Below are 24501 nucleotides of genomic sequence, written 5' to 3' on the forward strand. Positions count from 1 at the left end.
AGTGACATAGTTAAAAGTGTGTTGTATTTCGCATTTAAGAAAGCCCAACCGGAAAACATGTGATCAATGTTTCATTTACAAAAAAATCATAAAAACTTTTGATTCTCATTTGGCGCTAAAGCCTGGCAACAAAAAAGGCTGCACCAGGCAGCCTTATGTTGTCGTGGAGAGTATCAACGCTATTTAAATGGCAGCTTAATGTCCTTAAACATCGCCTCAATGTCTTCGTTTGAGCGCAGCGCCACGGCGGTATCCACCACGTCGCGAGTCAGGTGTGGCGCAAAACGCTGGATAAAATCATACATATAGCTGCGCAGGAAGGTGCTGCGGCGGAAGCCAATCTTGGTGGTACTGTTGGTAAAGATATCGGCGGCTTCAATACGAATCAGGTCAGGATCGGCCACCGGGTCAACCGCCATACTGGCAATAACCCCCACGCCCAGACCTAAACGGACATAGGTTTTGATGACGTCGGCATCAGTCGCGGTGAAGACGATGCGGGGTGTTAATCCTGCCCGATTAAAGGCCGTGTCGAGTTCTGAGCGCCCGGTAAAGCCAAAGGTGTAGGTCACCAGCGGATATTCAGCCAGTTCTTCGATGCTCACCTGCCCTTTTCCGGCCAGCGGATGATCCGCCGTGACGACAATCGCGCGGTTCCAGTGGTAGCACGGCAGCATGATGAGATCGTCATAGAGATGCAGCGCTTCAGTGGCTATGGCAAAGTCCGCATTGCCCTTGGAAACCGCTTCGGCGATCTGGGTTGGTGAACCCTGATGCATATGCAAAGAGACGCGCGGATAGCGCTCGATAAATCCTTTGATCACGCCTGGCAACGCGTAACGTGCCTGGGTATGTGTGGTGGCGACATAAAGCGAGCCTTTATCCGGCCAGGTGTGCTCGCCGGCGACAGATTTGATCGCATCCACTTTGGAGAGAACTTCACGCGCTATACGAATGATCTCTTCGCCTGCAGGCGTCACCTGGGTGAGATGTTTACCGCTGCGGGCAAAAATTTGCACGCCCAGCTCATCTTCCAGCATACGCACCTGTTTGCTGATGCCGGGTTGAGAGGTGTAGAGACCTTCCGCTGTCGAAGAGACATTGAGATTATGGTTCACCACTTCGACGATATAGCGCAACTGCTGTAATTTCATATCTATTCCATCCCGGTAAGTTACAGAGTCGCATCCCCGCTTGACGTATAGTCGCAAGGGTCAAGAAATGCTATGCATCAGGAAAGGTCGGAAATGCTATAACAACTATATCAGTTTAAGTGACAGAGTAGAACGGATTGATATAAGGCTCAGAAAAAGGCCAGCGAGCGCTGGCCTGAATGTGGTCCGTTGTCAGTGTCAGTGGATAAATCGGATAAGCAGAGTAAGAAAAAGGCCAGCAAATGCTGGCCTGAGACTTACTTTTTCGCTTCCTGCCACTTGCCATCTATATAGAAGGCGGACCAGCCGGTTGCCTTACCCTCTTTTTCAGAGGAGACATACTGCTGTTTGGTTTTGCGGCTGAAGCGCACCAGCGTTTTATTGCCTTCCGGATCGGCTGCTGGCGCGTCGGCCAGATACTTCAGCTTCTCAGGCAGGCGATCTTTGAAGCGCTGAAGCTCCTCCACCAGCGGCGCACGCGTTTCGCGTGATTTCGGGAAGGTGTTGGCCGCGAGGAAAACGCCCGCTGCGCCGTCACGCAACACGAAGTAAGCATCGGACTTTTCACACGCCAGCTCTGGCAGCGGAACCGGATCTTCTTTCGGCGGTGCAACTTCACCACTGCGCAGAATCTTGCGGGTGTTTTTGCACTCTTCGTTGGTACACGCCATGTACTTACCAAAGCGTCCCATCTTCAGGTGCATCTCCGAACCACACTTCTCGCACTCAACCACCGGGCCGTCATAGCCTTTGATACGGAACTCGCCCTTCTCGATTTCGTAACCGTCACACTCCGGGTTATTACCACAGACGTGCAGTTTACGTTCGTTGTCGATCAGGTAGCTGTCCATCGCGGTGCCACACTTCTGGCAGCGACGACGGGCACGCAGGGCGTTGGTTTCAGCATCATCGCCTTCCAGAATATTGAGGACTTCATTTTCCGGAATCAGGTTGATGGTCTGTTTGCAGCGCTCTTTAGGCGGCAGCGCATAGCCGGAACAGCCCAGGAAAACGCCGGTACTGGCGGTACGGATTCCCATCTGACGGCTACAGGTCGGACACTCAATCGAGGTCAGCACCATCTGGTTCGGCTGCATGCCTCCCTCTTCAGGATCTTTCTCAGCCAGCTCAAGCTGCTGAGTAAAGTCGGCGAAGAAGTGATCGAGAACCGCTTTCCATTGCGCCTCGTTATTCGCCACCTGATCGAGATTGCTCTCCATGCGGGCGGTGAAATCGTAGTTCATCAGTTCGCGGAAGTTCTCTTCCAGACGATCGGTGACGATTTCACCCATTTTTTCCGCATAGAAGCGGCGGTTTTCTACCCGCACGTAGCCGCGATCCTGAATGGTCGAGGTAATGGCTGCGTACGTGGATGGACGACCAATGCCGCGCTTCTCAAGTTCACGCACCAGTGACGCTTCGCTGAAGCGCGCCGGTGGCTTGGTAAAGTGCTGGCCCGGAAGAAGCTGTTGCAGATCCAGAACATCACCCACGCTGACGGCAGGCAATGTACGGTCTTCATCATTCTTACGCAGCGCTGGCATGACTTTGGTCCAGCCATCAAAACGCAGAATACGGCCTTTTGCTTTGAGTTTAAATTCACCCGCCGCCGCTGTAATGGTGCTGGAATCATATTTTGCTGGTGTCATCTGACAGGCAACAAACTGACGCCAGATCAGCTGATAGAGTTTCTGCGCATCCGCTTCCATATCCTTCAGCTTTTCCGCCACCACTTCCACGTCGGAAGGACGAATCGCTTCGTGCGCTTCCTGGGAATTCTCTTTACTGGCGTAAGTAATGGCGGTTTCAGGGAGATACTTTTTACCGAAATTGCTTTCGATATAGCCACGCGCCATGGCGACCGCATCCTGACTCAGGTTGGTCGAGTCGGTACGCATATAGGTGATGTGACCGGCTTCGTACAGGCGCTGAGCCATCATCATCGTTTTCTTCACGCCAAAGCCCAGACGGGTGCTGGCAGCCTGCTGCAGTGTCGAGGTGATATAAGGCGCGCCCGGCTTGCTGCTGGTCGGCTTATCTTCACGGTCGACGATCTCATAGCGCGCTTTTTCCAGCAGCGCCACCGCGGCATAAGTCTCGTCGCGATTGACCGGACGGAAGGCTTTATCACCTTTGTGCGTCACGTCCATCGACAGCTCATCGCCTTTTGGCGTGGTCAGTGCGGCATTAACTTCCCAGTACTCTTCGGGAACAAAGGCTTTGATCTCACGTTCACGTTCCACCACCAGGCGAACCGCAACAGATTGCACACGTCCGGCCGAGAGGCCACGGGCGATTTTTTTCCACAGCAGTGGCGAGACCATATAGCCCACCACGCGGTCCATGAAACGACGCGCCTGCTGAGCATTTACCCGGTCAATATTCAGTTCGCCCGGCTTTTCAAACGCCTGACGAATCGCATTCTTGGTGATTTCGTTAAAGACCACGCGGCTGAAGCGCGAGTCATCACCACCGATCACTTCCCGCAGGTGCCAGGCAATGGCTTCCCCTTCGCGGTCAAGGTCGGTTGCGAGATAGATGTGGTCAGCATTGGCGGCTAACGCCTTCAGTTCAGCAACGACTTTCTCTTTGCCGGGCAGAATCTGATAATCCGCTTCCCAGCCGTGATAAGGGTCTACACCCATGCGGCTGACGAGTGCGGCTTTCTCATCTTTTTTAACTTTTTTGACTTTCTTGTCAGTTGAAGCGTCTTTGACTTTCTTATCTGTCGAAGCGTCAGCACTCTTCTTCGCGGTTGAACCACTGGTCGGCAGATCCCGGATATGACCCACGCTGGATTTAACCACGTAGTCACTACCCAGGTATTTATTGATTGTTTTAGCCTTTGCCGGGGACTCAACAATAACGAGTGCTTTACCCATATTTACCTTTACCTAATGAAAACATCCTGCTTAACGGGAGAGGATTGGATGCCCAAAAACCCAGTGGGTTCAATATTGCTGCGCCTGTTTAACATTTCAAGGCGGAGGGGTCAATCTCAGATCAGATGATGCGGCCTGCTGCAACTGCATGATAAAGCGTGCTTTTTCCATCTGAACTCTTCGCACATCCCGGTGCAAAATCCCTGAAATCGGAATCGCCCACACTCTACCTGATAAAATCTGTTACGCAACTTAATTAGCACTCAGCCCGAACTTACGCCAGGTTTTCATCGTTCAGACCGATTTGTCACAGCATGTGACAGGCCAGTAATATAGAAAGGATTTGGATGCTGTCAAAAAGGAGCGAATAAATGCAGAGATCAACTCAGGCTATTTCCCGCCAGGCGTTGCTGGAAAAGGCCAATGCGCTAATTAAAGAACATGATGATTATTTAGCGGGCATGCAGGCGGATGAGGTAAGTCAGCAGGCGGATGTGCTGGTCTTTCGCGGGCCGTTCTTTCTTGATGCGGATGGACTGCCGACCGCGAAAACCACGGCGGTGTTTAACGTCTTCAAATACCTTGCTGTGGAGCTGTCGCCGCGCTATCACCTGGAATAAAAACCCGGCACAGGCCGGGTTTCGCATCAGAGCAGTGGCTTTTCGCCGCGCTGCCAGAGTTTCAGCAGCAACCGCTCAGCCACCGAGCCGGCGCTCTGGGTAAAACGGTCCATCATTTTACGACGGCGGGCGTAATGCACACCGAGCACGCTGAATTGATCCATCTGACGGATAATCAGGTCATCGCTGGTGCCGATTTCGTCAATCAGGCCGAGATCCAGCGCCTGACGACCATACCAGTGTTCACCAGTTGCCACCCGGTCGATATCGAGTGTCGGGCGCATCTGGTGAACAAACTGCTTGAACAGCAGGTGCGTTTCGTCGAGATCTTCCTGGAATTTTTCACGTCCCTCTTCGGTATTCTCACCAAACAGCGTCAGCGTGCGCTTGTACTGTCCGGCAGTATGCAGCTCAACATCAATATCGTTACGCTTCAGCAGGCGGTTGAAGTTAGGGATTTGCGCAACCACGCCGATGGAACCAATGATCGAGAACGGTGCCGCCACAATGCGATCGGCCACGCAGGCCATCATGTAGCCCCCGCTGGCTGCCACTTTATCTACAGCCGCCGTGATGCGCAGATCCGCATCACGCAGACGCTGAAGCTGCGACGCTGCCAGCCCATAGCCATGCACCACGCCGCCAGGGCTTTCAAGCCGCAGTAGCACTTCATCGCCAGGCTGCTTCACCGCCAGCACAGCTGAAATCTCTTCACGTAGTGAGCTCACCTCACCGGCATCCATGCTGCCTTTAAAATCGAGTACGTAAAGCGTGGGCTTAACGCTCTTTGTCTGTCCCTGCTTTGCCGCCTGTTTTTCCGCTTTGGCTTTCAGCTTTTCACTTTTTTTATGATTTTTCAGCCAGACTTTCTGCGCCTGCGGCTTCATTTTTGCCAGCTGCAAATCCTCTTTCATCTGCTGATAATCATCACCCAGATGGGTCAGACGAAGCTGACCACTTTGTGCCCGTTTGCGTAACGCGGCATTCATGATAATCATGACAATCGCAGCGACGGCAACCACCAGCGTCACCGCTTTTGCTAAAAACAGTCCATACGTTGAAATAAAATCCATCAGGTCGCCTTAGTCACAAAGAATAAAAAAACAATTCGCCAGTTTAGCCGTTTTACCCTGCTCCGTCGCCTGAAATGCCAGCAGCCGGCACAGAATGGGTGGTCTGGCGATTGCGCCCATTCGTAAATTCAGGCATAAAGCGGAATCATGCTGTTTTCGCTGGAGGACCCCGCTGTGCATTATCAACCGAAAAGCGACCTGCTCAATCACCGCATCATCCTGGTCACTGGCGCTTCTGATGGCATTGGCCGGGAAGCGGCGCTGACGTATGCCCGTTATGGCGCTGAAGTGATCCTGATGGGCCGTAACCCTGAGAAGCTTCAGCAGGTCAAAGAGGCAATCGATCAACTTAATAAATGTGCTGCTCATACCGTCGTGTTTGATCTGGCTGAAGCAACACCGGAACGTTGTCATCAGGTAGCAGAACAGCTGTCACAGCAGTTTCCGCGTCTTGATGGCGTGCTGCACAATGCCGGTATCCTCGGTGAAATCGTGCCGCTGGCGGAACTCGACCCTCAGATCTGGCAGCAGGTCATGAACATCAACCTGGACGCTACCTTCTTCCTGACCCAGGCGCTGTTGCCGCTGCTGTTAAAGTCAGATGCCGGTTCACTGGTGTTTACCACCTCCAGCGTTGGCCGAACCGGTCGCGCAGGCTGGGGGGCTTATGCCGTCTCTAAATTTGCCACCGAAGGGATGATGCAGGTGCTGGCGGATGAGTATAAAACGCAGGCATTGCGGGTGAACTGCATTAATCCGGGCGGAACGCGAACCAAAATGCGCGCCAGCGCCTTCCCGCAGGAAGATGCTAACAAGCTGAAAACGCCTGCCGATCTGATGCCGCTCTACCTATATCTGATGGGTGATGATAGCCGGCGCAAAACCGGTATCAGCTTTGATGCGCAGCCGGGCAGAAAACCCGGAGCCGCAGAGTAATGGCTGACGATCGTCATCAACAGCGTCAGCAGCGGCTAAAGGAGCAGGTCGATGCGCGGATTGCGGCAGCCACCGAGGTGCGTGGCATCCTGATGGTGTTCACCGGCAATGGCAAAGGCAAAACGACGGCGGCTTTTGGCACCGCCCTGCGCGCTGCCGGACATGGCAAGCGTGCGGCGGCGATTCAGTTTATTAAAGGTGACTGGCCGAATGGTGAGCGTAACCTGCTGGAACAGCATGGTGTAGAGTTTCAGGTGATGGCAACCGGTTTCACCTGGGACACCCAGAACCGCGAAACGGATACCGCCGCCTGTCTGACCGTGTGGCAGCATGCAAAACGGATGCTGGCCGATACGCAGCTTGATTTGGTGGTACTCGACGAAATCACCTATATGGTCAGCATGGATTATCTGCCGCTGGACGATTTGATTACCGCCTTGCAACAGCGTCCGGCGCATCAGAGCGTAATCATTACCGGACGTGGCTGTCATCGCAGCCTGACTGAAATGGCGGATACGGTGACAGAAATGCGGCCGGTGAAGCACGCCTTTGATGCCGGTATCCAGGCTCAGCAGGGCATTGACTGGTAACAGAAAAAGAAAACGCAGCCCTGGGGCTGCGTTTTTAGCGATCGGGCAACACGATTAACCGGAGTTACGTTTGCTGCCCGGATTGCGGCGTGGCGCACGTGGCGTGCTGCTCACTTTACTGTGGCGTTTCACCGCACGACGAATCTGGTTCGCCTTGGTACGACGACGATCTTTTTCGACCACCAGCTTGGTGACCGTTTCATCATCCAGCTCCACCAGGTTACGCAGATAGTTCACCGCAGGCAGATCCAGTTCGGTCCAGCCACCGCGTGGCAGGCCTTTTGGTAACGTGATATCGCCGTAGCGGACACGCATCAGACGACTGACCTGCACCCCGACCGCTTCCCACAAACGACGCACTTCACGGTTACGTCCTTCGGTCAGGGTGACGTTGTACCACTGGTTGATGCCTTCTCCACCGCCAAACTTCAGGGTTTTAAACGCAGCCGGACCATCTTCCAGCTGAACGCCCTTGCTCAGCTGACGAATTTTATCATCGTCGACCTGACCAAACACGCGCACCGCATATTCACGTTCCACTTCACGGCTCGGATGCATCAGGCGGTTCGCCAGTTCACCGTCGGTGGTGAAAAGCATCAGACCACAGGTGTTCACATCCAGACGGCCAACGGCAATCCAGCGTGAGCCACGCAGACGCGGCAGACGGTCAAACACCGTCGGGCGGCCTTCAGGATCGCTGCGGGTACAGAGTTCGCCTTCCGGTTTGTAGTAAGCCAGCACGCGGCAGACTTCGGTTGCTGATTCAGCAATCGAAACCAGATGGCCATCAATACGGATTTTCAGGGATTTGCTGCTTTCGACGCGGTCGCCTAAAGTGGCGATCTTGCCGTCAACGCTGACACGGCCGGCCGCAATCATTGATTCGATTTCACGACGCGAGCCATGACCGGCACGCGCTAAGACTTTCTGTAACTTTTCGCTCATTGAGCTTCCTCTTTGTCGCCTTCCCAGGCGTCATGATTGGGTGATAATCCTTTCTAAATCAACAGGTTAACTTAGCAAGTTTGCCCCATTATACAGGCATTTAATGCTGAAGTAACGCCCTTTATAGATAGTGTCATAGTAAATAAAGAAAGGTTAACCTCTGATAGTTTGAGATCTGATAATCCCTGATGCTGATTTAATAAAACCCGGCATATGATAAGAGAATATGTTTAATAAAACGCCTAGATCGAAAACTTTATAGCTGATGACAATTAAATTTTCTAACCACTCATTTTTCATCAAAGCGATATTCGGAGAGTAAAATCTTAATGCTATCTTACACTTCCATCCTTCTTACCGTACTTTAGATCATCTAAAAAAAATATTAAAGTCAGCATGAAATGCTGGTTAGTTGAATTTAATCATGATGTACCCACTCTAAAAACAGAAAAGTCAGATTATTTCTAATAGAGATTCGTTTATAACCTTATTTTTCATAACATTTGATTGTCATTAGCTTTAATAAATTGTACGACACTATTAAGCTGATACACTTTATCCCGGCAGCATAATAAAAAAGCAAAATACGCGGCAAAGCGTTCTTGCGACATTTGAGTCTTGCTTAATTCATTCTTTAATAAAAATAGTGTTTTTACATTAATCCAATAAACCGGCGCATCCGGAGTTGTTGCGTTAATACGGTTCAGTGATGAACCCTGCTTGCATGTCAAAAATCTTCACCAGGGATTTCCCGACATGCCTGAATAAAGAAAAACATCATGAGAAACCTGTTTCTGTGCCCGGTGCTTGCTGCACTGGTGCTGAGCGGGTGTTCCGTGGGCCACACCGAGTACAGTCGTACGGCGATGCAGCACGTTGATATGAGCGTGACAGGCATTCCGACGATCCTCGGTCTGGGTACACTGGGCACCAGCATTCCTCTGACACCTGAATATAGCCTCACGGCTGCGCACGTGGCTAAAACTGCCGTGCAGCGTGTGAAGTCTTATCACCCTTATTGCGACCTTGCGATTATTTATCACAAGAATGATGCCAGCACGCTGACTAAGTTCCGCAGCAGCGACATCGGCGATCCGGTTAAAATGTATGGTTACAGCTTTATTTCCGCGATGCCGGTTGAGTCGTCCGGGGTTAATTTAGCCCGCACGGCTATTCGGAATAAATGGAATAAAAGTCCCTGCTTAGCGATGGCCTCGAATGCGGGGGTCGTTCAGGGAATGTCTGGCGGTGGCGTTTATAATCGGGATGATACGCTGGGCGGCGTTATTGTTGGCTATTCTGACTCGATTAAGAATGGGCGTAATAACAAAGTGATCCTCAAAGATGTATCACTTTATATTCCTTACGGTCAGTTTAAGAACTGGTTAGAGTCGAATCTGGCTCAGACACCGTCGCGCGGTGTCTGAAGCCCGACGTAATTACAGGAACGGGCGGGTATCGCCCACGCCTTCACGCACGATTTCTGGCGAATCGGTGGTCAGATCGACCACCGTGGTCGGCTGCTGACCCAGCGTACCGCCGTCAATGATCAGATCGACCAGCTTACCAATGCTGTGCTGGATCTCTTCCGGGTCTGACTCGGTAAAATCGTTGCCCGGCAGAATCAATGAGGTCGACATCATCGGCTGATTCAGCGCTTCCAGCAGCGCCAGCGCCACCGGATTGGAGGGCACGCGCAGACCAATGGTCTTACGCTTTTCATTCATCAGGCGACGCGGCACTTCTTTGGTCGCCTTGAGAATAAAGGTGTAGTTGCCTGGCGTGTTGTTTTTCAGCAGCCGAAAAGCCGAGTTGCCTACCTGCGAATAAACCGACAGCTCCGAAAGATCCCGGCACATCAAGGTGAAGTTGTGGTGCCCGTCGAGCTGACGGATACGGCAGATACGCTCCATTGCGCCCTTCTCCTCCAGCCGACAGCCCAGCGCATAGCCGGAGTCGGTAGGATAGACAATGACGCTGCCTTTGTTCAGGTAGTCGACCGCCTGGTTAATCAGCCGTGGCTGAGGATTGTCCGGATGGATGTGAAACAATTGACTCATAGAAACCTCGTGTCACCTTTCCGTGATTGTCAGGCCGGGCGCGAGATCCGGGAAGCGTTCCCAGACCGGCTCAACCGCTGCAGGCAGCCAGAGTTTACGGCCCAGCTCAATCCACGGGCAGGGTTGATGAAAATCAGAACCTTGTGATGCGGCCAGTTCATTATCTCTGGCGTATTGTGCCAGTGTTGTACGCTCATTGGGTGGCTGCTGGCACTGCGCGACTTCCATCGCATCGCCGCCCGCCTCGCGGAAATGGGCGACCAGCCGTTTAAGCCACTTCGCCGATAAGCCGTATCGGCCAGGATGCGCCAGCACAGCACACCCACCAGAATGATGAATCGCATCAATAGCTTGTTTAATTGTACACCATTGTGGCGGCACGTAGCCGGTTTTGCCACGCGCCAGATAATTTTTGAATACCTGTACCATATTGTCCGCTTTGCCCTGTTCAATCAGGAAGCGGGCAAAGTGACCACGGGTAATGATGCCGCCATCAGCCAGACGCATCGCACCCGCCAGCGCATCCGGGATACGTGCCCTGGCGAGTCGCTCACCAATCTCTTCCGCCCGCGTCCGGCGGCAGTCATGTTGTCCGGCCAGAAACGTCATCATCGCCGGATGATGAATATCAATGTTCAGGCCGACGATGTGAATCTCATGGTTCTCCCACAGCGTAGAGATCTCTGCCCCGGCCAGCACTTTTATCGGTAAATCGTGGTCCCGTGCCGTCTGCTGCGCTTCCTCTACCCCTGCAACGCTGTCGTGATCGGTGATCGCCAGTACGCCAACGCGCATCTCAACGGCTCGCTGCACCAGGTCTGCTGGCGTCAGTAAGCCATCGGAGGCGCGCGTGTGGCTGTGTAAATCATAAACCGGAAAACGGGCGATATCGCTCAAGAGAACTCCTGCTAAAACTAAACCGGCCAGCATGATAACGATTTTCACGGTCAGTGAAAAAGTGTATTGACATTTACGTCATGAACCCGTTAACTAGTACACAAGTTCACACGTAACGGGTATTCAATCATGGCTGTTGTAATCACGCATTTAAACGGTTGGCGCGATGTTCCCGAAAACGGGCGACAGGATCGTGCACACTTTGCGTAACCGCTGTGCTAATACCTGAGCCCGCCACCGAGCGGGCTTTTTTTTGAGCGAAATTCAGAGAAATCATCATGCCAAATGCGAAACCTACAGTGAAGTTGATTACCGGCACCGCGCCTTACCGCGAAGATCCGGCCGCAGTGTTTCACCAGCTGTGCGGCGCACGTCCGGCAACCCTGCTGCTTGAATCTGCGGATATCGACAGCAAGCGTAATTTAAAAAGTCTGCTGATTGTCGACAGCGCGCTGCGTATCAGCGCCATGGGTAATACGGTGACCGTTCAGGCGCTGTCAGAAAATGGCCGTGCCGTGCTGCCGCTGCTGGATGAGGCTCTGCCCGCTTCCGTCAGCAATCAGGTCCGTCCCGATGGCCGAGGGCTGACTTTTCCACAGAGCTCCGATCCGCATCAGGACGAAGATTCCCGTCTCAAAGCACTCTCGGTGTTTGATGCACTGCGACTGATTCCCCAGCTGGTTAACGCCCCTGCCGACGAGCGCGAAGCCGTGCTGCTGGGTGGTCTGTTTGCCTATGACCTGGTGGCTGGTTTTGAAACCCTGCCGGAACTGGATAATCAGCAGCGCTGCCCTGACTACTGTTTTTACCTGGCAGAGACATTACTGGTGATCGATCACCAGACCCGCAGCGCGCGTCTGCAGGCCAGCCTGTTCTGCCCGTCCACCAGCGAGTTCCAGCGTCTGCAACGCCGTATCGAGCAGCTGCATGGCCAGATGCTGCAGCCAGCACCTGCGCTGCCGGTACAAAAGGTCGAACAGATGACGCTGACTACCAGCCAGAGCGATGAAGAGTATTGTGAAGTCGTTCGCACCATGCAGCAGGCGATTCGCATCGGTGAAATTTTCCAGGTCGTGCCATCACGCCGCTTCTCGCTGCCGTGCCCGTCACCGCTGGCTGCCTATGACACGCTAAAAAACAGCAATCCCAGCCCGTATATGTTCTTTATGCAGGATCAGGATTTCTCCCTGTTTGGCGCGTCACCAGAGAGCTCACTGAAGTATGACGCCATCTCGCGTCAGATTGAGATCTACCCGATTGCCGGTACCCGCCCGCGCGGCCGCCATGCTGATGGCTCGCTGGACCGTGACCTCGACAGCCGCATTGAACTGGAGATGCGCACCGACCATAAAGAGCTGGCTGAACATCTGATGCTGGTCGATCTGGCGCGTAACGATCTGGCGCGCATCTGCTTGCCCGGCAGCCGTTACGTGGCTGACCTGACCAAAGTTGATCGCTACTCGTTCGTGATGCATCTGGTTTCCCGCGTCGTCGGCACGCTGCGCGCCGACCTCGACGTGCTGCACGCCTATCGTGCCTGTATGAACATGGGCACGCTGAGCGGTGCGCCAAAAGTTCGCGCTATGCAGCTGATTGCCGGTGCTGAACGCACCCGTCGCGGCAGCTATGGTGGCGCGGTGGGCTACTTCACCGCTCAGGGCGATCTCGACACCTGCATCGTTATTCGTTCGGCCTATGTCGAAGATGGCGTCGCTACCGTTCAGGCGGGCGCTGGTGTGGTGCTGGATTCTAATCCGCAGGCTGAAGCTGATGAAAGCCGCAATAAGGCCCGCGCCGTTCTGCGCGCTATCGCGACTGCCCATCACTGCAAGGAGATCTTCTGATGGCCGATATTCTGCTGCTCGATAACATCGACTCTTTTACCTACAACCTGGTTGATCAGCTGCGGACCTTTGGTCACAACGTAGTGATCTACCGCAACAACCTGCCCGCTGAACTGTTAATTGCTCAGCTGGAGCGGATGGAAGATCCGGTGCTGATGCTGTCACCCGGCCCCGGCGCGCCAAAAGATGCCGGGTGTATGCCGGAGCTGCTGCGGGTGCTGCGCGGACGCCTGCCGATCATCGGCATCTGTCTGGGACATCAGGCGATTGTGGAAGCCTATGGCGGCCATGTAGGCCAGGCGGGCGAAATCCTGCACGGCAAAGCCTCGTCTATCGTTCATGACGACGAGGCGATGTTTGCCGGCCTGAGCAATCCGCTGCCGGTGGCGCGCTATCACTCGCTGGTAGGCAGCAACACGCCGGATGAGCTGACGGTTAATGCCAGCTTTAACGGGATGGTGATGGCGGTTCGTCATGAAACCGATCGCGTCTGCGGGTTTCAGTTCCATCCTGAATCGATTTTGACTTCTCAGGGCGCGCGCCTGCTTGAGCAGACGCTGGCCTGGGCGCTGGCGAAGTAACAGGGAGAATAACGATGCAACAGACACTGGAAAAACTTTACCAGGCGCAGACGCTGAATCAGGCTGAGAGTCATCAGCTGTTCAGCGCCATTATTACCGGACAGCTGGAACCCACGCAGCTCGCCGCTGCACTGGTCGCCATGAAAGTACGTGGTGAAACGCCGGAAGAGATCGCCGGAGCCGCCACCGCGCTGCTGGAAGATGCGAAACCCTTTCCCCGCCCGGATTACGCTTTCGCGGACATCGTCGGCACCGGCGGCGATGGCAGTAACAGCATTAATATCTCGACGGCCAGCGCCTTTGTTGCCGCCACATGCGGTCTGAAAGTGGCGAAGCACGGCAACCGCAGCGTCTCCAGCAAATCGGGCTCGTCTGACCTGCTGGCCGCCTTTGGTATCAACCTCGATATGCCCGCTGATCGGGCGCGTCAGGCGCTGGACGACCTTAACGTCTGCTTCCTGTTTGCGCCGCAGTATCACACCGGCTTTCGCCACGCGATGCCAGTGCGCCAGCAACTGAAGACCCGCACGCTGTTCAACGTGTTAGGCCCATTAATCAATCCGGCGCGCCCGCCACTGGCGGTGATTGGCGTCTACAGCCCGGAACTGGTGCTGCCGATTGCGCAGACCCTGAAAGTGCTGGGTTATCAGCGTGCGGCGGTCGTTCACGGTGGCGGTATGGATGAAGTCGCACTGCACGATGTGACCCATGTTGCTGAGCTGCGTGAAGGTGAAATCACCCGCTATCAGCTCTCGCCAGAGGACTTTGGTTTTGGCTTCCATCCCAAAGAGGCGCTGGCAGGCGGCACGCCGGAAGAAAATCGTGACATTCTGACGGCTTTACTCCAGGGTAATGGCCAGCAGGCCCATGAGGAAGCGGTCGCCGTTAACGTGGCGATGCTGCTTAAAGTATTCGGTCAGGAAGATCTGCGTGAAAACGCACAGCAGGCGCTTAACGCCATCCGCAGCGGGCAGGCTTATGAACGCGTCGTCGCACTGGCAGCAAGAGGATAATCATGAAAGGCACCGTGTTAGAAAAAATTGTTCAGGACAAAGCGATTTGGGTTGAAGCCCGTCAGCAGCAGCAGCCTCTCTCCACCTTTCAGAACAGCATTGAACCTGCCAGCCGTCATTTCTACGACGCGCTGCAGGGTGCAAGAACCGCGTTTATCCTGGAGTGTAAAAAGGCATCCCCCTCAAAAGGCGTGATTCGCGAGGATTTCGATCCGGCCGCCATTGCCGGGGTCTACCGCCACTATGCTTCTGCGGTGTCCGTGCTGACCGATGAGAAATATTTTCAGGGCGACTTCGCCTTTCTGCCGATTGTCAGCGCCGCCATTACCCAGCCAGTGCTGTGTAAAGATTTTATTATCGATCCCTATCAGATCTATCTGGCCCGTTACTTCCAGGCGGATGCCATTCTGCTGATGCTGTCGGTGCTGGATGATGAGCAGTATCGTCAGCTGGCCGCCGTGGCGCATAGCCTGAAGATGGGCATTCTGACCGAAGTGAGTAACGAAGAGGAACTGGAGCGGGCTATCGCGCTACAGGCAAAAGTCGTGGGGATTAACAACCGTGACCTGCGCGATCTCTCTATCGATCTCAACCGCACCCGTCAGCTGGCGCCGCGCCTGTCACACGGCGTCACCGTGATCAGCGAATCGGGCATAAACAGCTACGCTGATATTCGTGAGCTGAGCCACTTTGCCAACGGCTTCCTGATTGGCTCTGCCCTGATGGAAGAAGCTGACCTGACCGGTGCGGTGCGTCGGGTTACGCTGGGTAGCAATAAAGTGTGCGGTCTGACGCGTGCCGAAGACGCCCTTGCCGCCTATGAAGCCGGTGCAATCTTTGGTGGTCTGATCTTCGCGGAAGGATCACCACGTCAGATTGACACCGTTACCGCGCAGAACGTGATCGCCGCTGCGCCGCTGCGCTACGTCGGCGTGTTCCGCAATAACTCTGTCAGTGACGTTGTCACGCAGGCTACCGCACTTTCACTGTCTGCAGTGCAGCTGCATGGTAATGAAACACCAGAATTTGTGGCCGAACTGCGCGAGGCTCTGCCAGCAGAGATTCAAATCTGGAAGGCGCTGCGCATTGAAGGTGCCCTGCCGGCACGCGACTGGCCGCACGTCGACCGTTATGTGTTTGATAATGGCGATGGCGGAACCGGACAGCGCTTCGACTGGTCGCTGTTACAGGGGCAGACGCTCGACAATGTGCTGCTGGCCGGTGGCCTGAGTGCGGATAACTGTGTTGAAGCCGCGCAGCTGGGCTGTGCCGGACTGGACTTCAACTCGGGCGTGGAAAGCGCGCCTGGCATCAAAGATGCGCGTAAAATTGCCGCGGTGTTTCAGACACTGCGTGCCTACTGATTTGCCTGGCCTGCTCTACGGCGGGCCCGAGAAAGGAAGATAAAAAATGACGTTACTGAATCCCTACTTTGGCGAATTTGGCGGAATGTATGTTCCGCAGATCCTGATGCCAGCCCTGCGCCAGCTGGAACAGGCGTTTGTCGACGCCCAGAAAGATCCCGAGTTTCAGGCCGAATTTACCGACCTGCTGAAGAACTACGCGGGCCGTCCTACTGCCCTGACGCTGTGTAAAAATCTGACGAAAGGCACCAAAACCCGCCTCTATCTCAAGCGTGAAGATCTGCTGCACGGTGGCGCGCATAAAACCAACCAGGTGCTGGGTCAGGCGCTGTTAGCCAAACGCATGGGCAAAAACGAAATCATTGCCGAGACCGGTGCCGGTCAGCATGGCGTCGCTTCCGCGCTGGCCTGTGCGCTGCTGGGCATGAAATGCCGCATCTATATGGGCGCGAAAGATGTCGAGCGTCAGTCCCCTAACGTGTTCCGTATGCGTCTGATGGGCGCAGAAGTGATTCCGGTTCACAGCGGCTCCGCCACGCTGAAAGATGCCTGTAACGAAGCGCTGCGTGACTGGTCAGGCAGCTATGAGACCTCACACTACATGCTCGGCACTGCGGCGGGTCCGCATCCCTTCCCGACGATCGTGCGTGAGTTCCAGCGCATGATTGGTGAAGAGACCAAAAAGCAGATTCTGGAAAGAGAAGGCCGCCTGCCCGATGCGATCCTCGCCTGCGTAGGCGGCGGTTCAAATGCCATCGGGATGTTTGCCGACTTTATCGATGAAACCAGCGTGAAGCTGATCGGCGTTGAGCCTGCGGGTCACGGCATTGAAACCGGCGAGCATGGCGCACCGCTTAAACATGGTCGCGTCGGCATCTACTTCGGTATGAAATCGCCGATGATGCAGACCCATGATGGCCAGATTGAGGAGTCTTATTCCATCTCTGCCGGCCTCGACTTCCCATCGGTCGGTCCGCAGCATGCGCATCTGAACAGCATTGGTCGCGCGGAGTATGTCTCCATTACCGATAATGAAGCGATGGACGCCTTTAAACAGCTGTGTCGCGCAGAAGGGATTATTCCGGCGCTTGAGTCCTCGCACGCGCTGGCGCACGCCCTGAAGATGATTCACGCTGAACCAGAAAAAGAGCAGTTGATTGTGGTCAACCTCTCTGGCCGCGGCGACAAAGATATTTTCACCGTTCATGACATTCTGACAGCGCAGGGAGAAATCTGATGGAACGTTACAATCAACTGTTTACGCGGCTGTCAGCGAATAACGAAGGCGCTTTCGTTCCTTTCGTTACGCTGGGCGATCCCTCTCCGGAGCTTTCACTGCGCGTGATTGACGCGCTGGTGGAAGGTGGCGCAGATGCACTGGAGCTGGGTATTCCCTTCTCCGATCCGCTGGCAGATGGCCCGACCATTCAGAACGCGACGCTGCGCGCCTTTGCGGCGGGCACCAACACCAGCCAGTGTTTTGAAATGCTGGCGACTATCCGCCGTAAATACCCGGATCTGCCGATTGGCTTGCTAATGTACGCTAACCTGGTCTTCACCAACGGCGTGGATGAGTTCTATGCCCGTTGTGCTGAAGCCGGTGTGGATTCAGTGCTGGTGGCGGATGTGCCGGTTGAAGAGTCTGCGCCCTTCCGTCAGGCAGCGCTGCGTCATGGTGTCGCACCCATCTTTATCTGTCCGCCTAACGCCAGCGATGAGCTGCTGCGTGAGATCGCGTCGCACGGACGGGGTTACACCTATCTGCTGTCACGCGCGGGTGTGACCGGTGCTGAAAACCGCGCCAGCCTGCCGCTGAAGCATCTGATCGACAAGCTGCGTGAATACCACGCCGCGCCACCGCTGCAGGGCTTTGGTATTTCAGAACCGGAACAGGTGAAGGAGGCGATCGCTGCCGGTGCAGCGGGCGCTATCTCCGGCTCTGCGATTGTCAGAATCATTGAAAAACACCATGCAGAGCCTGAAGTGATGCTGAGTGAACTGAAGAATTTTGTCAGCCGCCTCAAGGCCGCCAGCCGTTAATCCTGCCATCATGCCTTATCGCGCGATAAGGCATGATTTGTTTCCTTTTTTTTCATTCCGCTATTTGCCCTTTTTGCAAAATCTGCACCACAATGACAATGCGCCGTTACGGTAACGTCGCATCCATTTTGTGACAGGGAGAGAAAGCAATGAAATTCGTTAAACTGCTGACAGGTGCTGTACTGGCGGGCGTGGTTGCGCTGACACTGAGCGCCTGTGCGCCAACCGCAACCAAAGAGGGAACCGGTGGCTATATTGATGACACCGTGGTGACCACTAAAGTCAAAGGTGAACTGCTGAAAGATGACTCGCTGAAATCGACTGAAATCAACGTAGAAACCTTTAAAGGTAAAGTTCAGCTGAGCGGTTTTGTTTCATCACCACAGATGGCGAATCGTGCCGTTCAGGTTACGCGCAGCGTGCCGGGCGTGAAATCAGTCGTCAACAATATGCAGATCAAATAACGTCTTAACAGACAAAAAAAGGCCGCTCATTCAGCGGCCTTTTTCTCATCAGAACCGGTATCCCGCCCCGAAGAAGAAGACCCATGGGTCGATGCGCATATTGATGTTCTGCTGCTCGCCAGCGGCTTTGAACTTCACTTCCGTATCAATATCCATGTACCACACCGACGCATTCAGCATCCAGTCGCGGTTAATCTGGTAATCCAGACCGACCTGGCCCGCCACACCCCAGGAATCCTTGACGCTGAGATCGGTCAGGCCAGCATCGCGACCGGTCTGGTTAAAGTCGGCATCATAAAAGGTGGTGTAGTTGATCCCCACGCCAACGTAAGGGCGCGCTTTGCTTTTACTGTCGAAGAAGTAGTACTGCGCCATCAGCGTCGGCGGTAACTGGCGTACGGTAGCCAGCGTACCGGTCGGGCCAAGACCCACTTTGTGACGGAAAGGCGTGGCGGCCAGTAACTCGACACCGATATTGTCCGTTGCCATGTACGTGAAGGTCAGCCCCAGCTGCGTGTCGTTAGTGGCGCTGAACTCACCCATACCTAACACGTTATCGGAACCCTCGGTGGGCCGGACGGTGGCGCTGCCGGCACGCATAAAGAAGTCACCTGCTTCGTGGGCCATCGCCAGTTGAGGCAGGGCCAGGGCCAGCAGCATCGCGCATTTTGCCAGTTTCATTATCACTCCTTTGCTTAATGTTAATGTCGCGAACGGAATCGCTTTTTTTGCTGGCAATTATTTAACGTGATTTACAGAAAATTGCACTCAGTAGCCCTGAGATAAATTACTTAAAAAACAATGAATTGATTTAGATCAATTTCGGCGCTTTCAGCAGCACGCAAATACCGCTTGCTGAATAATTTCGCCAGCTCTATGTTGCTTATCTTCATTGTTGATTTTGGTTCGATGCCCTCGGAGGGGCGGGTGATCAAATGAGTGAGCTCTCTAACCCTTGTGTCAGCTGTGGCGCCTGCTGCGCCCATTTCCGCGTCTCATTTTACTGGGCTGAAGCCGACGATGCGGGCGGTCTGGTGCCCACAGAATTAACAGAGCCGTTAAGCCTGTTAATGCGCAACATGCGTGGTACGAACGATCGTGCGCCTCGCTGCGTCGCCCTGCAGGGTGACATTGGCGGCTGCGTTTCCTGCGGCATTTATGAACATCGCCCGACGCCCTGTCGGGAGTTCTCAATGTCGGGTGAGGAAGGTATCCATAACGAAGCCTGCGATCGCGCCCGCGCGCGTTATGGCCTTCCTCCCCTTTTTGCGCCCTCTTTACCTCATATTACAGAAAGTTATGCCCTGCCGGGTGCACCGGAGCTGCCAGAACATGTACAATCGCCGGGTTAATTAACCCGGTTCCTCCAAGGAGTGTACATGTCTATCACGGCAAGCTCGTTATACCGTGACACAGGAAATTTCGCGCGTCATCAACTGGCTACGGTGCTGTTGATGTCGCTGCTGGCCGCGTTTGTCACCGTCATGCTGGTGCATGTGCTGACACCTGGTGCCGATCAGATGGCCATCCTGCAGCAGGGCGATGACAGCGCCAGTTCGTTGTTTGAGATAGTGCAGAATATGTCACCGGAACAGCAACAGGTGCTGCTGCGCGCCTCGGCGGCCAGCACCTTTGCCGCGCTGATGGGGAATACGCTGCTGCTTGGCGGTATGCTCTATCTGATTCCGATGGTCTCTTCCGGCCAGCGCGTCAGTGCGTTGCGGGCCATTGGCGCGTCAGCACCGCTGCTGCCAAAGCTGCTGCTGCTCACCTTCCTGATGACGCTGGTCGCGCAGCTGGGCTTTATGGTGCTGGTGGTGCCAGGCATTCTGCTGACGATCCTGCTGTCGCTGGCGCCAGTGATGGTGGCCAGTGAGAAGATGGGTGTCTTTGCCGCCATGCGCGCCAGCATGCGGATGGCGTGGAAGAATGTCAGGCTGATCGCCCCGGCAATTCTGCTCTGGCTGCTGGCTAAAGTCATTGTGATGCTCTTCTTCTCATCGCTGACGGTATTACCCCTCAATGTCTCGTCGGTGATTTTTACCGCGGCAGGCAATGTGGTTTCAGCCATGTTGATTATCTATCTCTATCGGCTCTATATGCTGTTACGTTGATTGACGGTGTACCTTCGGGCACATTCGCAGGCAACTCTGAATGGAAAAACTATGAAGCAGCTACTCGACTTTCTTCCCCTGGTGGTCTTTTTCATCTTCTACAAGCTGTATGACATTTTTGTCGCCTCGGGCGCTCTGATTGTGGCCACTGGCCTGGCCCTGGTCGTCAGCTGGGTGCTCTATCGCAAGCTGGAAAAGATGACGATTTTCACCTTTGTGCTGGTGGCCGTCTTTGGCACCCTGACGCTGGTGTTCCACAACGATGAGTTCATTAAGTGGAAAGTCACCGTGATCTACACCCTGTTTGCCGCCGCCCTGCTTTACAGCCAGTGGTTTATGCAACAGACGCTAATTCAGCGCATGCTGGGTAAAGAGCTGCAGTTGCCTGATGCGGTCTGGCGTCGGCTGAACGTCGCCTGGGCGCTGTTCTTTCTGATCTGCGGCCTGGTGAACATCTATGTCGCCTTTTGGTTATCTCAGGCGTTTTGGGTTAACTTTAAAGTGTTCGGTCTCTCCGGTCTGACCTTACTGTTTACCCTGCTCAGCGGGCTTTATATCTGGCGTCAGATGCCGCAGCAGGAACAAAAATAATCATCTGCCCGGTACGCCGGGCATTTTTTTAGCATTCATCTGCATAAGAAGTGGAAGCAATGAGCGAAAAACATAAATTGCCGCAAGGCGAAATGGTGCTGCGTACGCTCGCCATGCCGGCAGATACCAACGCCAATGGCGATATTTTTGGCGGCTGGCTGATGTCACAGATGGATATGGGCGGCGCTATCCTGGCGAAAGAGATCGCTGAAGGGCGCGTTGTTACCGTGCGCGTCGACGGCATGTCATTTATGAAGCCTGTCGCGGTGGGTGACGTGGTGAGCTGTCATGCAAGCTGTCTCCGGACCGGCAACAGTTCGATGACGATTAATGTGGAAGTGTGGATTAAAAAAGTGTCGTCTGAGCCCATCGGACAGACCTACTGTGCCACAGAGGCGGTCTTTATTTATGTGGCGGTCGACAATGAGGGCAATTCACGTCCTCTGCCAGCCGGTCGTGCCAATCGGCAGCCTGCCGGATAAGTAACGGGTCAGGCGGCTTCTGCCTGACCCGACGCCTTATTCAATGCTGGCACCACCATTAATTTTAAACACAATATTCATGGTAAGACCCTGTCCTGGCTGTCCGCTCTGATAGCGCCATTTTTTCATCGCCTGCTTAACATCCCGCTCAAACATATTGCGCGGTTCAGCAGAGAGAATCTGGATGTTATCCACCCGTCCGTCGCTGTCCACATCAAACTTCACCCTGACACGCCCTTCTACCCGCAATGCAAAAGCACGTTGAGGATAACCAGGCTTACTCACGCTCAGTGCCTTAGGGCCGTTTGATGCCGACGCGGTGGGAGCCGGCGTCGCTTTTGGTGCCGTCGCCGGTTTGCTTTGCGTCGCCGGTGCTTCCTGCTTAAACGGATCGGCCTGAGGCTTACTCTCCTGACGCGGCTTCACCTCGCGTTTTGGCTGCTCCCGTTTGTGCGCCGGCTTTGGTTTAGGCTTAGGCTTCGGCTCAGGTTTCGGAATAGGTACCGGCTCCGCTTTTGGCGGTTCCGGCACGGGCTGCGGTTCCGGCTCTGGTTCCGGCTGCGGTTCAGGTTGTGGCGCAGGTGGCTCTGCGATAGCCGGTGCAGGCTCGGGCTGAACTTCGGGCGCGACCATGGTAACGCTGATGGGCTGGGATGCTTTGGGTACCTCAATCACCTGCTGGAATGAAGCATAAAGAATTCCGGCAATCACGACGCCATGCAGCGCAACAGACAACAACATAGAGGCAGGGGTGCGTTTAGGTAATGGCATAGTCAGCGTGGTCATAACAGTCGCAGTGATTGAATAGAACAGCGATTTTAAATGCAAATAGCAATCAGTTTCAATAACTCCCGCCATCCGGCCTGAAGAAAAGCGCTTTTTAGCCCTTTATGCTGAGCCATTAACCGCCCACAGGTTTCGTTTGCACTCTAATCGTCAATCCCTTAACGTGTTGCAAAATTCTGATAACCAGGAGTTCCTTAGTGCTTTACGTCATTTATGCAGAAGATACTGCAGAGTCACTGGAAAAACGTAACGCCGTGCGCCCTGCCCACCTGGCGCGACTCAAACTGCTGCAGGAAGAGGGACGCCTGATCATCGCAGGCCCGATGCCTGCTGTGGATAGCAACGATCCTGGCGTGGCGGGCTTCACCGGCTCAACCGTTATTGCTGAGTTCCCGTCCTTAGAAGCCGCGCAGTCCTGGGCCCAGGATGATCCTTACTTTGCAGCGGGCGTCTACAAACAGGTCTCGGTTAAACCGTTTAAACGCGTCTTCTGATAACGTATCTGCAGTCAGAATGGCTTCTGTGCCTGGCACAGAAGCCATTTTTGTTTTGAATATTCAGAGAGGAAAGATGCAGATAATCATTCTGGGGCTACTGGCAATTATCGCTTTACTGATTGGCGGTGCGCTATACCTCTGGCGAACAAAGGGCTGGCGCAATAAAAAGCAGTGGATTGTGATGCTGATCGTGCTGGCGGCAGCATTGCAGTTAGTGAATGTCACGCTGATGATGACGTCACAACGTCTTTCAGGTTAATTATTCATACAGCTTATTGCCAGAGCAACGTAAATTCCCTCTGCGAAACAGGCCTTTCGCACTGCATTACGCCTCTGCCCATACGGCTGAACACGACGACCGCTGTATAAACATTAAGCGCTTATTCATGGCTAAGCGGGCCTGCCTGTTCAGCTAACCCGCTTTAAATTCCCTTCACTCACTGGCATAGTTGCGTTGAATTAACCCCTGTCCAGAATCAGACCGATCAGCGAGTGATAGTGCTGCTCTTCTTCCGGGCTGGTGACATGCTGCAAACGGCTGATGAGTTTTGAGCAAATCGCTTTACGATTCAGGCTACGGCCAGAGGCGATAATTTCCGTCACCACAGAACCCAGAATGGCCTGCTGGGAAGGCTGCGCAGCACTGTGTAAATAGGCAGAGATATCAGATACTGAAGCGGGAATACGAACGTTAGTCTGCATGGTTGACCCTCATAGGATTCATTAAAAGTTACTAACCGATGCGGTAAAGTTATACAACAACGCCTAACTTGTACAGGTATTTAACGAAAAATATCGCCCTGCCTTGCAGCTTAATAATAAAACACTTATATAACAATGAATTAATAAAATGTAAAGTTGTACAGGTTTAACGTCAGCGGCTGTACACCCCATAAATTACACCCTGATATGGCCTGTTTTGCATTAAATATGATCTCTGTGTCATTTTTTTAGCAGTCGGGAGGAATTATCTGGCAGAGCTGTCTACATTTAGCTTTTGTGAGTTAAACCTCTGAATGGAAGCACAGCGGAATCGCGGGCAAATTATGAATAAAACGTATCCCGGCCAGGCACTTACTCTGCTCGACCCACTGTTATCACGAATTGTGGCGATTGTTGATCCGAAAATCGAAGTCATGAGTGGTTACCCTGCAAACTGCTCTGCGTGGCTGACCATCTATTACCAGCGTAAATCGGGAAAATGGTCTTACGAATGGTACGATCGGACGGGATATCGCAGGCCGATGGCGCTGGGCAGCACGATGGAGTGCCTGATGCGCGAAGTCACCGACCGGGGTGCGTCGCGTCAGGAGCATTCAATGGCGCGACGCATCATGGCAGAATCGGGATTTTTTGAAGCCTGAACAGGGCTGCTCCCGACATAACCTAGACTAACTGTGTAATAAACAGGATCGAGCGTCGTTGCTGCTGGGCCAGCTGATGGCGAATGCAATGGATACGCTTGTAACGCCGCGACTGTCCTTCCAGCCAGCGGGAGCGGCGGCGATGCACCTGACGTAACATTCTCCAGCGCGCCACTTCATTTCTGCTTCTTTTCATCACTTCCT

The 24501-nt window shown here is 54.0% G+C and carries 26 protein-coding genes, 1 pseudogene and 1 other annotated feature; of the genes and pseudogenes, 17 read left to right on the top strand and 10 right to left on the bottom strand.

The features are described from left to right. Positions 1-179: 179 nt before the first annotated feature. Positions 180-1154: an HTH-type transcriptional regulator CysB gene (gene cysB, locus BY447_RS01880; protein WP_013358012.1), complete on the bottom strand. Its 975-nt coding sequence runs from the start codon at positions 1152-1154 to the stop codon at positions 180-182. Positions 1155-1411: 257 nt separating this feature from the next. After that, complete coding sequence (gene topA / locus BY447_RS01885; RefSeq protein ID WP_013358013.1) at positions 1412-4036, bottom strand: type I DNA topoisomerase; 2625 nt, start codon at positions 4034-4036, stop codon at positions 1412-1414. Positions 4037-4407: 371 nt separating this feature from the next. On the opposite strand from topA, the gene BY447_RS01890 reads away from it, so the two are divergent. Then, the gene (locus tag BY447_RS01890; RefSeq protein WP_013358014.1) at positions 4408-4656 is read left to right on the top strand and encodes a YciN family protein; all 249 of its coding nucleotides are present in this window, start codon (positions 4408-4410) and stop codon (positions 4654-4656) included. A 26-nt stretch (positions 4657-4682) separates the two neighbouring features. Here BY447_RS01890 and sohB read toward each other — a convergent pair whose 3' ends face one another. After that, positions 4683-5729 carry a protease SohB gene (gene sohB, locus BY447_RS01895; RefSeq protein WP_013358015.1) on the bottom strand — a complete coding sequence of 349 codons (1047 nt, stop codon included), beginning with the start codon at positions 5727-5729 and terminating at the stop codon, positions 4683-4685. A 174-nt stretch (positions 5730-5903) separates the two neighbouring features. Between sohB and BY447_RS01900 the strand changes: the two genes are divergently transcribed. Together BY447_RS01900 and cobO are read left to right on the top strand one after the other, a co-directional pair. Beyond that, positions 5904-6665 (top strand): YciK family oxidoreductase, encoded by a 762-nt coding sequence (locus tag BY447_RS01900; RefSeq protein WP_033784591.1) that lies wholly within the window; start codon positions 5904-5906, stop codon positions 6663-6665. Next, positions 6665-7255: a cob(I)yrinic acid a,c-diamide adenosyltransferase gene (gene cobO / locus BY447_RS01905; protein ID WP_033783248.1), complete on the top strand. Its 591-nt coding sequence runs from the start codon at positions 6665-6667 to the stop codon at positions 7253-7255. Before BY447_RS01900 ends, cobO begins: the two co-directional genes overlap by 1 nt. 54 nt (positions 7256-7309) lie before the next feature. Here the strand turns inward: cobO and rluB are convergent, their stop codons facing one another. After that, positions 7310-8200 (bottom strand): 23S rRNA pseudouridine(2605) synthase RluB, encoded by an 891-nt coding sequence (gene rluB / locus BY447_RS01910; RefSeq protein WP_013358018.1) that lies wholly within the window; start codon positions 8198-8200, stop codon positions 7310-7312. Positions 8201-8979: 779 nt separating this feature from the next. Here rluB and BY447_RS01915 point away from each other — a divergent pair. Beyond that, complete coding sequence (locus tag BY447_RS01915) at positions 8980-9627, top strand: hypothetical protein (protein ID WP_033783249.1); 648 nt, start codon at positions 8980-8982, stop codon at positions 9625-9627. A gap of 12 nt (positions 9628-9639) precedes the next feature. Here the strand turns inward: BY447_RS01915 and BY447_RS01920 are convergent, their stop codons facing one another. Both BY447_RS01920 and rnm read right to left on the bottom strand, forming a co-directional pair. Further along, the gene (locus BY447_RS01920; RefSeq protein ID WP_013358020.1) at positions 9640-10260 is read right to left on the bottom strand and encodes an L-threonylcarbamoyladenylate synthase; all 621 of its coding nucleotides are present in this window, start codon (positions 10258-10260) and stop codon (positions 9640-9642) included. A 12-nt stretch (positions 10261-10272) separates the two neighbouring features. After that, positions 10273-11157 carry an RNase RNM gene (gene rnm, locus BY447_RS01925; RefSeq protein ID WP_041456883.1) on the bottom strand — a complete coding sequence of 295 codons (885 nt, stop codon included), beginning with the start codon at positions 11155-11157 and terminating at the stop codon, positions 10273-10275. Between the two features lie 153 nt (positions 11158-11310). After that, positions 11311-11412, top strand: a sequence feature (Trp leader region). 23 nt (positions 11413-11435) lie between these two features. Here rnm and BY447_RS01930 point away from each other — a divergent pair. The 6 genes and pseudogenes from BY447_RS01930 (at position 11436) to BY447_RS01960 (ending at position 18463) form a co-directional block, all read left to right on the top strand. Continuing rightward, on the top strand, positions 11436-13001 hold the full coding sequence (locus BY447_RS01930; protein ID WP_110330360.1) for an anthranilate synthase component 1: 1566 nt from the start codon (positions 11436-11438) through the stop codon (positions 12999-13001). Further along, positions 13001-14595 (top strand): annotated as a pseudogene (gene trpD, locus BY447_RS23460) (bifunctional anthranilate synthase glutamate amidotransferase component TrpG/anthranilate phosphoribosyltransferase TrpD). The gene BY447_RS01930 and the pseudogene trpD overlap by 1 nt, the downstream one beginning before the upstream one ends. A 2-nt stretch (positions 14596-14597) precedes the next feature. After that, positions 14598-15959: a bifunctional indole-3-glycerol-phosphate synthase TrpC/phosphoribosylanthranilate isomerase TrpF gene (gene trpCF, locus BY447_RS01945; protein WP_110330361.1), complete on the top strand. Its 1362-nt coding sequence runs from the start codon at positions 14598-14600 to the stop codon at positions 15957-15959. Between the two features lie 46 nt (positions 15960-16005). Beyond that, the gene (gene trpB / locus BY447_RS01950) at positions 16006-17196 is read left to right on the top strand and encodes a tryptophan synthase subunit beta (RefSeq protein WP_013358026.1); all 1191 of its coding nucleotides are present in this window, start codon (positions 16006-16008) and stop codon (positions 17194-17196) included. Further along, positions 17196-17999 (top strand): tryptophan synthase subunit alpha, encoded by an 804-nt coding sequence (trpA, locus tag BY447_RS01955; protein WP_033783257.1) that lies wholly within the window; start codon positions 17196-17198, stop codon positions 17997-17999. The genes trpB and trpA overlap by 1 nt, the downstream gene beginning before the upstream one ends. Positions 18000-18148: 149 nt before the next feature. After that, the gene (locus BY447_RS01960) at positions 18149-18463 is read left to right on the top strand and encodes a BON domain-containing protein (RefSeq protein ID WP_009089937.1); all 315 of its coding nucleotides are present in this window, start codon (positions 18149-18151) and stop codon (positions 18461-18463) included. Positions 18464-18511: 48 nt separating this feature from the next. On the opposite strand, the gene ompW is transcribed toward BY447_RS01960, so the two are convergent. Then, complete coding sequence (ompW, locus tag BY447_RS01965) at positions 18512-19144, bottom strand: outer membrane protein OmpW (protein WP_033732824.1); 633 nt, start codon at positions 19142-19144, stop codon at positions 18512-18514. Positions 19145-19398: 254 nt separating this feature from the next. Between ompW and BY447_RS01970 the strand changes: the two genes are divergently transcribed. The 4 genes from BY447_RS01970 to yciA are packed head-to-tail and all read left to right on the top strand — an operon-like array spanning position 19399 to position 21650. After that, entirely contained in the window at positions 19399-19815 is a 417-nt protein-coding gene (locus BY447_RS01970; protein WP_110330362.1) for a YkgJ family cysteine cluster protein, read from the top strand. A gap of 27 nt (positions 19816-19842) precedes the next feature. Further along, positions 19843-20577 carry a YciC family protein gene (locus BY447_RS01975; RefSeq protein WP_013358030.1) on the top strand — a complete coding sequence of 245 codons (735 nt, stop codon included), beginning with the start codon at positions 19843-19845 and terminating at the stop codon, positions 20575-20577. 51 nt (positions 20578-20628) lie between these two features. After that, complete coding sequence (locus BY447_RS01980) at positions 20629-21168, top strand: septation protein A (protein WP_013358031.1); 540 nt, start codon at positions 20629-20631, stop codon at positions 21166-21168. A 59-nt stretch (positions 21169-21227) separates the two neighbouring features. Continuing rightward, entirely contained in the window at positions 21228-21650 is a 423-nt protein-coding gene (yciA, locus tag BY447_RS01985) for an acyl-CoA thioester hydrolase YciA (RefSeq protein WP_110330363.1), read from the top strand. Between the two features lie 36 nt (positions 21651-21686). Here yciA and tonB read toward each other — a convergent pair whose 3' ends face one another. Further along, entirely contained in the window at positions 21687-22436 is a 750-nt protein-coding gene (gene tonB, locus BY447_RS01990) for a TonB system transport protein TonB (RefSeq protein ID WP_110331898.1), read from the bottom strand. Positions 22437-22633: 197 nt separating this feature from the next. Here tonB and BY447_RS01995 point away from each other — a divergent pair, with 197 nt between their 5' ends. Both BY447_RS01995 and BY447_RS02000 read left to right on the top strand, forming a co-directional pair. Beyond that, the gene (locus BY447_RS01995) at positions 22634-22930 is read left to right on the top strand and encodes a YciI family protein (protein ID WP_003853909.1); all 297 of its coding nucleotides are present in this window, start codon (positions 22634-22636) and stop codon (positions 22928-22930) included. Between the two features lie 76 nt (positions 22931-23006). Further along, positions 23007-23192, top strand: a complete 186-nt coding sequence (locus tag BY447_RS02000; RefSeq protein ID WP_033783260.1) for a hypothetical protein — start codon at positions 23007-23009, stop codon at positions 23190-23192. Positions 23193-23392: 200 nt separating this feature from the next. Here the strand turns inward: BY447_RS02000 and ycgZ are convergent, their stop codons facing one another. Continuing rightward, entirely contained in the window at positions 23393-23635 is a 243-nt protein-coding gene (gene ycgZ, locus BY447_RS02005) for a regulatory protein YcgZ (RefSeq protein ID WP_110330364.1), read from the bottom strand. A 344-nt stretch (positions 23636-23979) separates the two neighbouring features. Between ycgZ and BY447_RS02010 the strand changes: the two genes are divergently transcribed. Next, the gene (locus tag BY447_RS02010) at positions 23980-24297 is read left to right on the top strand and encodes a hypothetical protein (protein WP_110330365.1); all 318 of its coding nucleotides are present in this window, start codon (positions 23980-23982) and stop codon (positions 24295-24297) included. Positions 24298-24319: 22 nt separating this feature from the next. On the opposite strand, the gene BY447_RS23150 is transcribed toward BY447_RS02010, so the two are convergent. Then, positions 24320-24493, bottom strand: a complete 174-nt coding sequence (locus BY447_RS23150) for a YciY family protein (RefSeq protein WP_095707117.1) — start codon at positions 24491-24493, stop codon at positions 24320-24322. Positions 24494-24501: the final 8 nt, after the last annotated feature.

The sequence above is a fragment of the Pantoea sp. JKS000250 genome (assembly GCF_003201065.1).
In the GTDB taxonomy this organism is placed as follows: Bacteria; Pseudomonadota; Gammaproteobacteria; order Enterobacterales; family Enterobacteriaceae; genus Pantoea; species Pantoea vagans.

Bases quoted from the DNA above. Each gene is read 5' to 3' on its own strand.
- cysB (WP_013358012.1), bottom strand. From the start codon at position 1,154: ATGAAATTACAGCAGTTGCGCTATATCGTCGAAGTGGTGAACCATAAT.
- topA (WP_013358013.1), bottom strand. From the start codon at position 4,036: ATGGGTAAAGCACTCGTTATTGTTGAGTCCCCGGCAAAGGCTAAAACA.
- BY447_RS01890 (WP_013358014.1), top strand. From the start codon at position 4,408: ATGCAGAGATCAACTCAGGCTATTTCCCGCCAGGCGTTGCTGGAAAAG.
- sohB (WP_013358015.1), bottom strand. From the start codon at position 5,729: ATGGATTTTATTTCAACGTATGGACTGTTTTTAGCAAAAGCGGTGACG.
- cobO (WP_033783248.1), top strand. From the start codon at position 6,665: ATGGCTGACGATCGTCATCAACAGCGTCAGCAGCGGCTAAAGGAGCAG.
- rluB (WP_013358018.1), bottom strand. From the start codon at position 8,200: ATGAGCGAAAAGTTACAGAAAGTCTTAGCGCGTGCCGGTCATGGCTCG.
- BY447_RS01915 (WP_033783249.1), top strand. From the start codon at position 8,980: ATGAGAAACCTGTTTCTGTGCCCGGTGCTTGCTGCACTGGTGCTGAGC.
- BY447_RS01920 (WP_013358020.1), bottom strand. From the start codon at position 10,260: ATGAGTCAATTGTTTCACATCCATCCGGACAATCCTCAGCCACGGCTG.
- BY447_RS01930 (WP_110330360.1), top strand. From the start codon at position 11,436: ATGCCAAATGCGAAACCTACAGTGAAGTTGATTACCGGCACCGCGCCT.
- trpCF (WP_110330361.1), top strand. From the start codon at position 14,598: ATGAAAGGCACCGTGTTAGAAAAAATTGTTCAGGACAAAGCGATTTGG.
- trpB (WP_013358026.1), top strand. From the start codon at position 16,006: ATGACGTTACTGAATCCCTACTTTGGCGAATTTGGCGGAATGTATGTT.
- trpA (WP_033783257.1), top strand. From the start codon at position 17,196: ATGGAACGTTACAATCAACTGTTTACGCGGCTGTCAGCGAATAACGAA.
- BY447_RS01960 (WP_009089937.1), top strand. From the start codon at position 18,149: ATGAAATTCGTTAAACTGCTGACAGGTGCTGTACTGGCGGGCGTGGTT.
- ompW (WP_033732824.1), bottom strand. From the start codon at position 19,144: ATGAAACTGGCAAAATGCGCGATGCTGCTGGCCCTGGCCCTGCCTCAA.
- BY447_RS01970 (WP_110330362.1), top strand. From the start codon at position 19,399: ATGAGTGAGCTCTCTAACCCTTGTGTCAGCTGTGGCGCCTGCTGCGCC.
- BY447_RS01975 (WP_013358030.1), top strand. From the start codon at position 19,843: ATGTCTATCACGGCAAGCTCGTTATACCGTGACACAGGAAATTTCGCG.
- BY447_RS01980 (WP_013358031.1), top strand. From the start codon at position 20,629: ATGAAGCAGCTACTCGACTTTCTTCCCCTGGTGGTCTTTTTCATCTTC.
- yciA (WP_110330363.1), top strand. From the start codon at position 21,228: ATGAGCGAAAAACATAAATTGCCGCAAGGCGAAATGGTGCTGCGTACG.
- tonB (WP_110331898.1), bottom strand. From the start codon at position 22,436: ATGACCACGCTGACTATGCCATTACCTAAACGCACCCCTGCCTCTATG.
- BY447_RS02000 (WP_033783260.1), top strand. From the start codon at position 23,007: ATGCAGATAATCATTCTGGGGCTACTGGCAATTATCGCTTTACTGATT.
- ycgZ (WP_110330364.1), bottom strand. From the start codon at position 23,635: ATGCAGACTAACGTTCGTATTCCCGCTTCAGTATCTGATATCTCTGCC.
- BY447_RS02010 (WP_110330365.1), top strand. From the start codon at position 23,980: ATGAATAAAACGTATCCCGGCCAGGCACTTACTCTGCTCGACCCACTG.
- BY447_RS23150 (WP_095707117.1), bottom strand. From the start codon at position 24,493: ATGAAAAGAAGCAGAAATGAAGTGGCGCGCTGGAGAATGTTACGTCAG.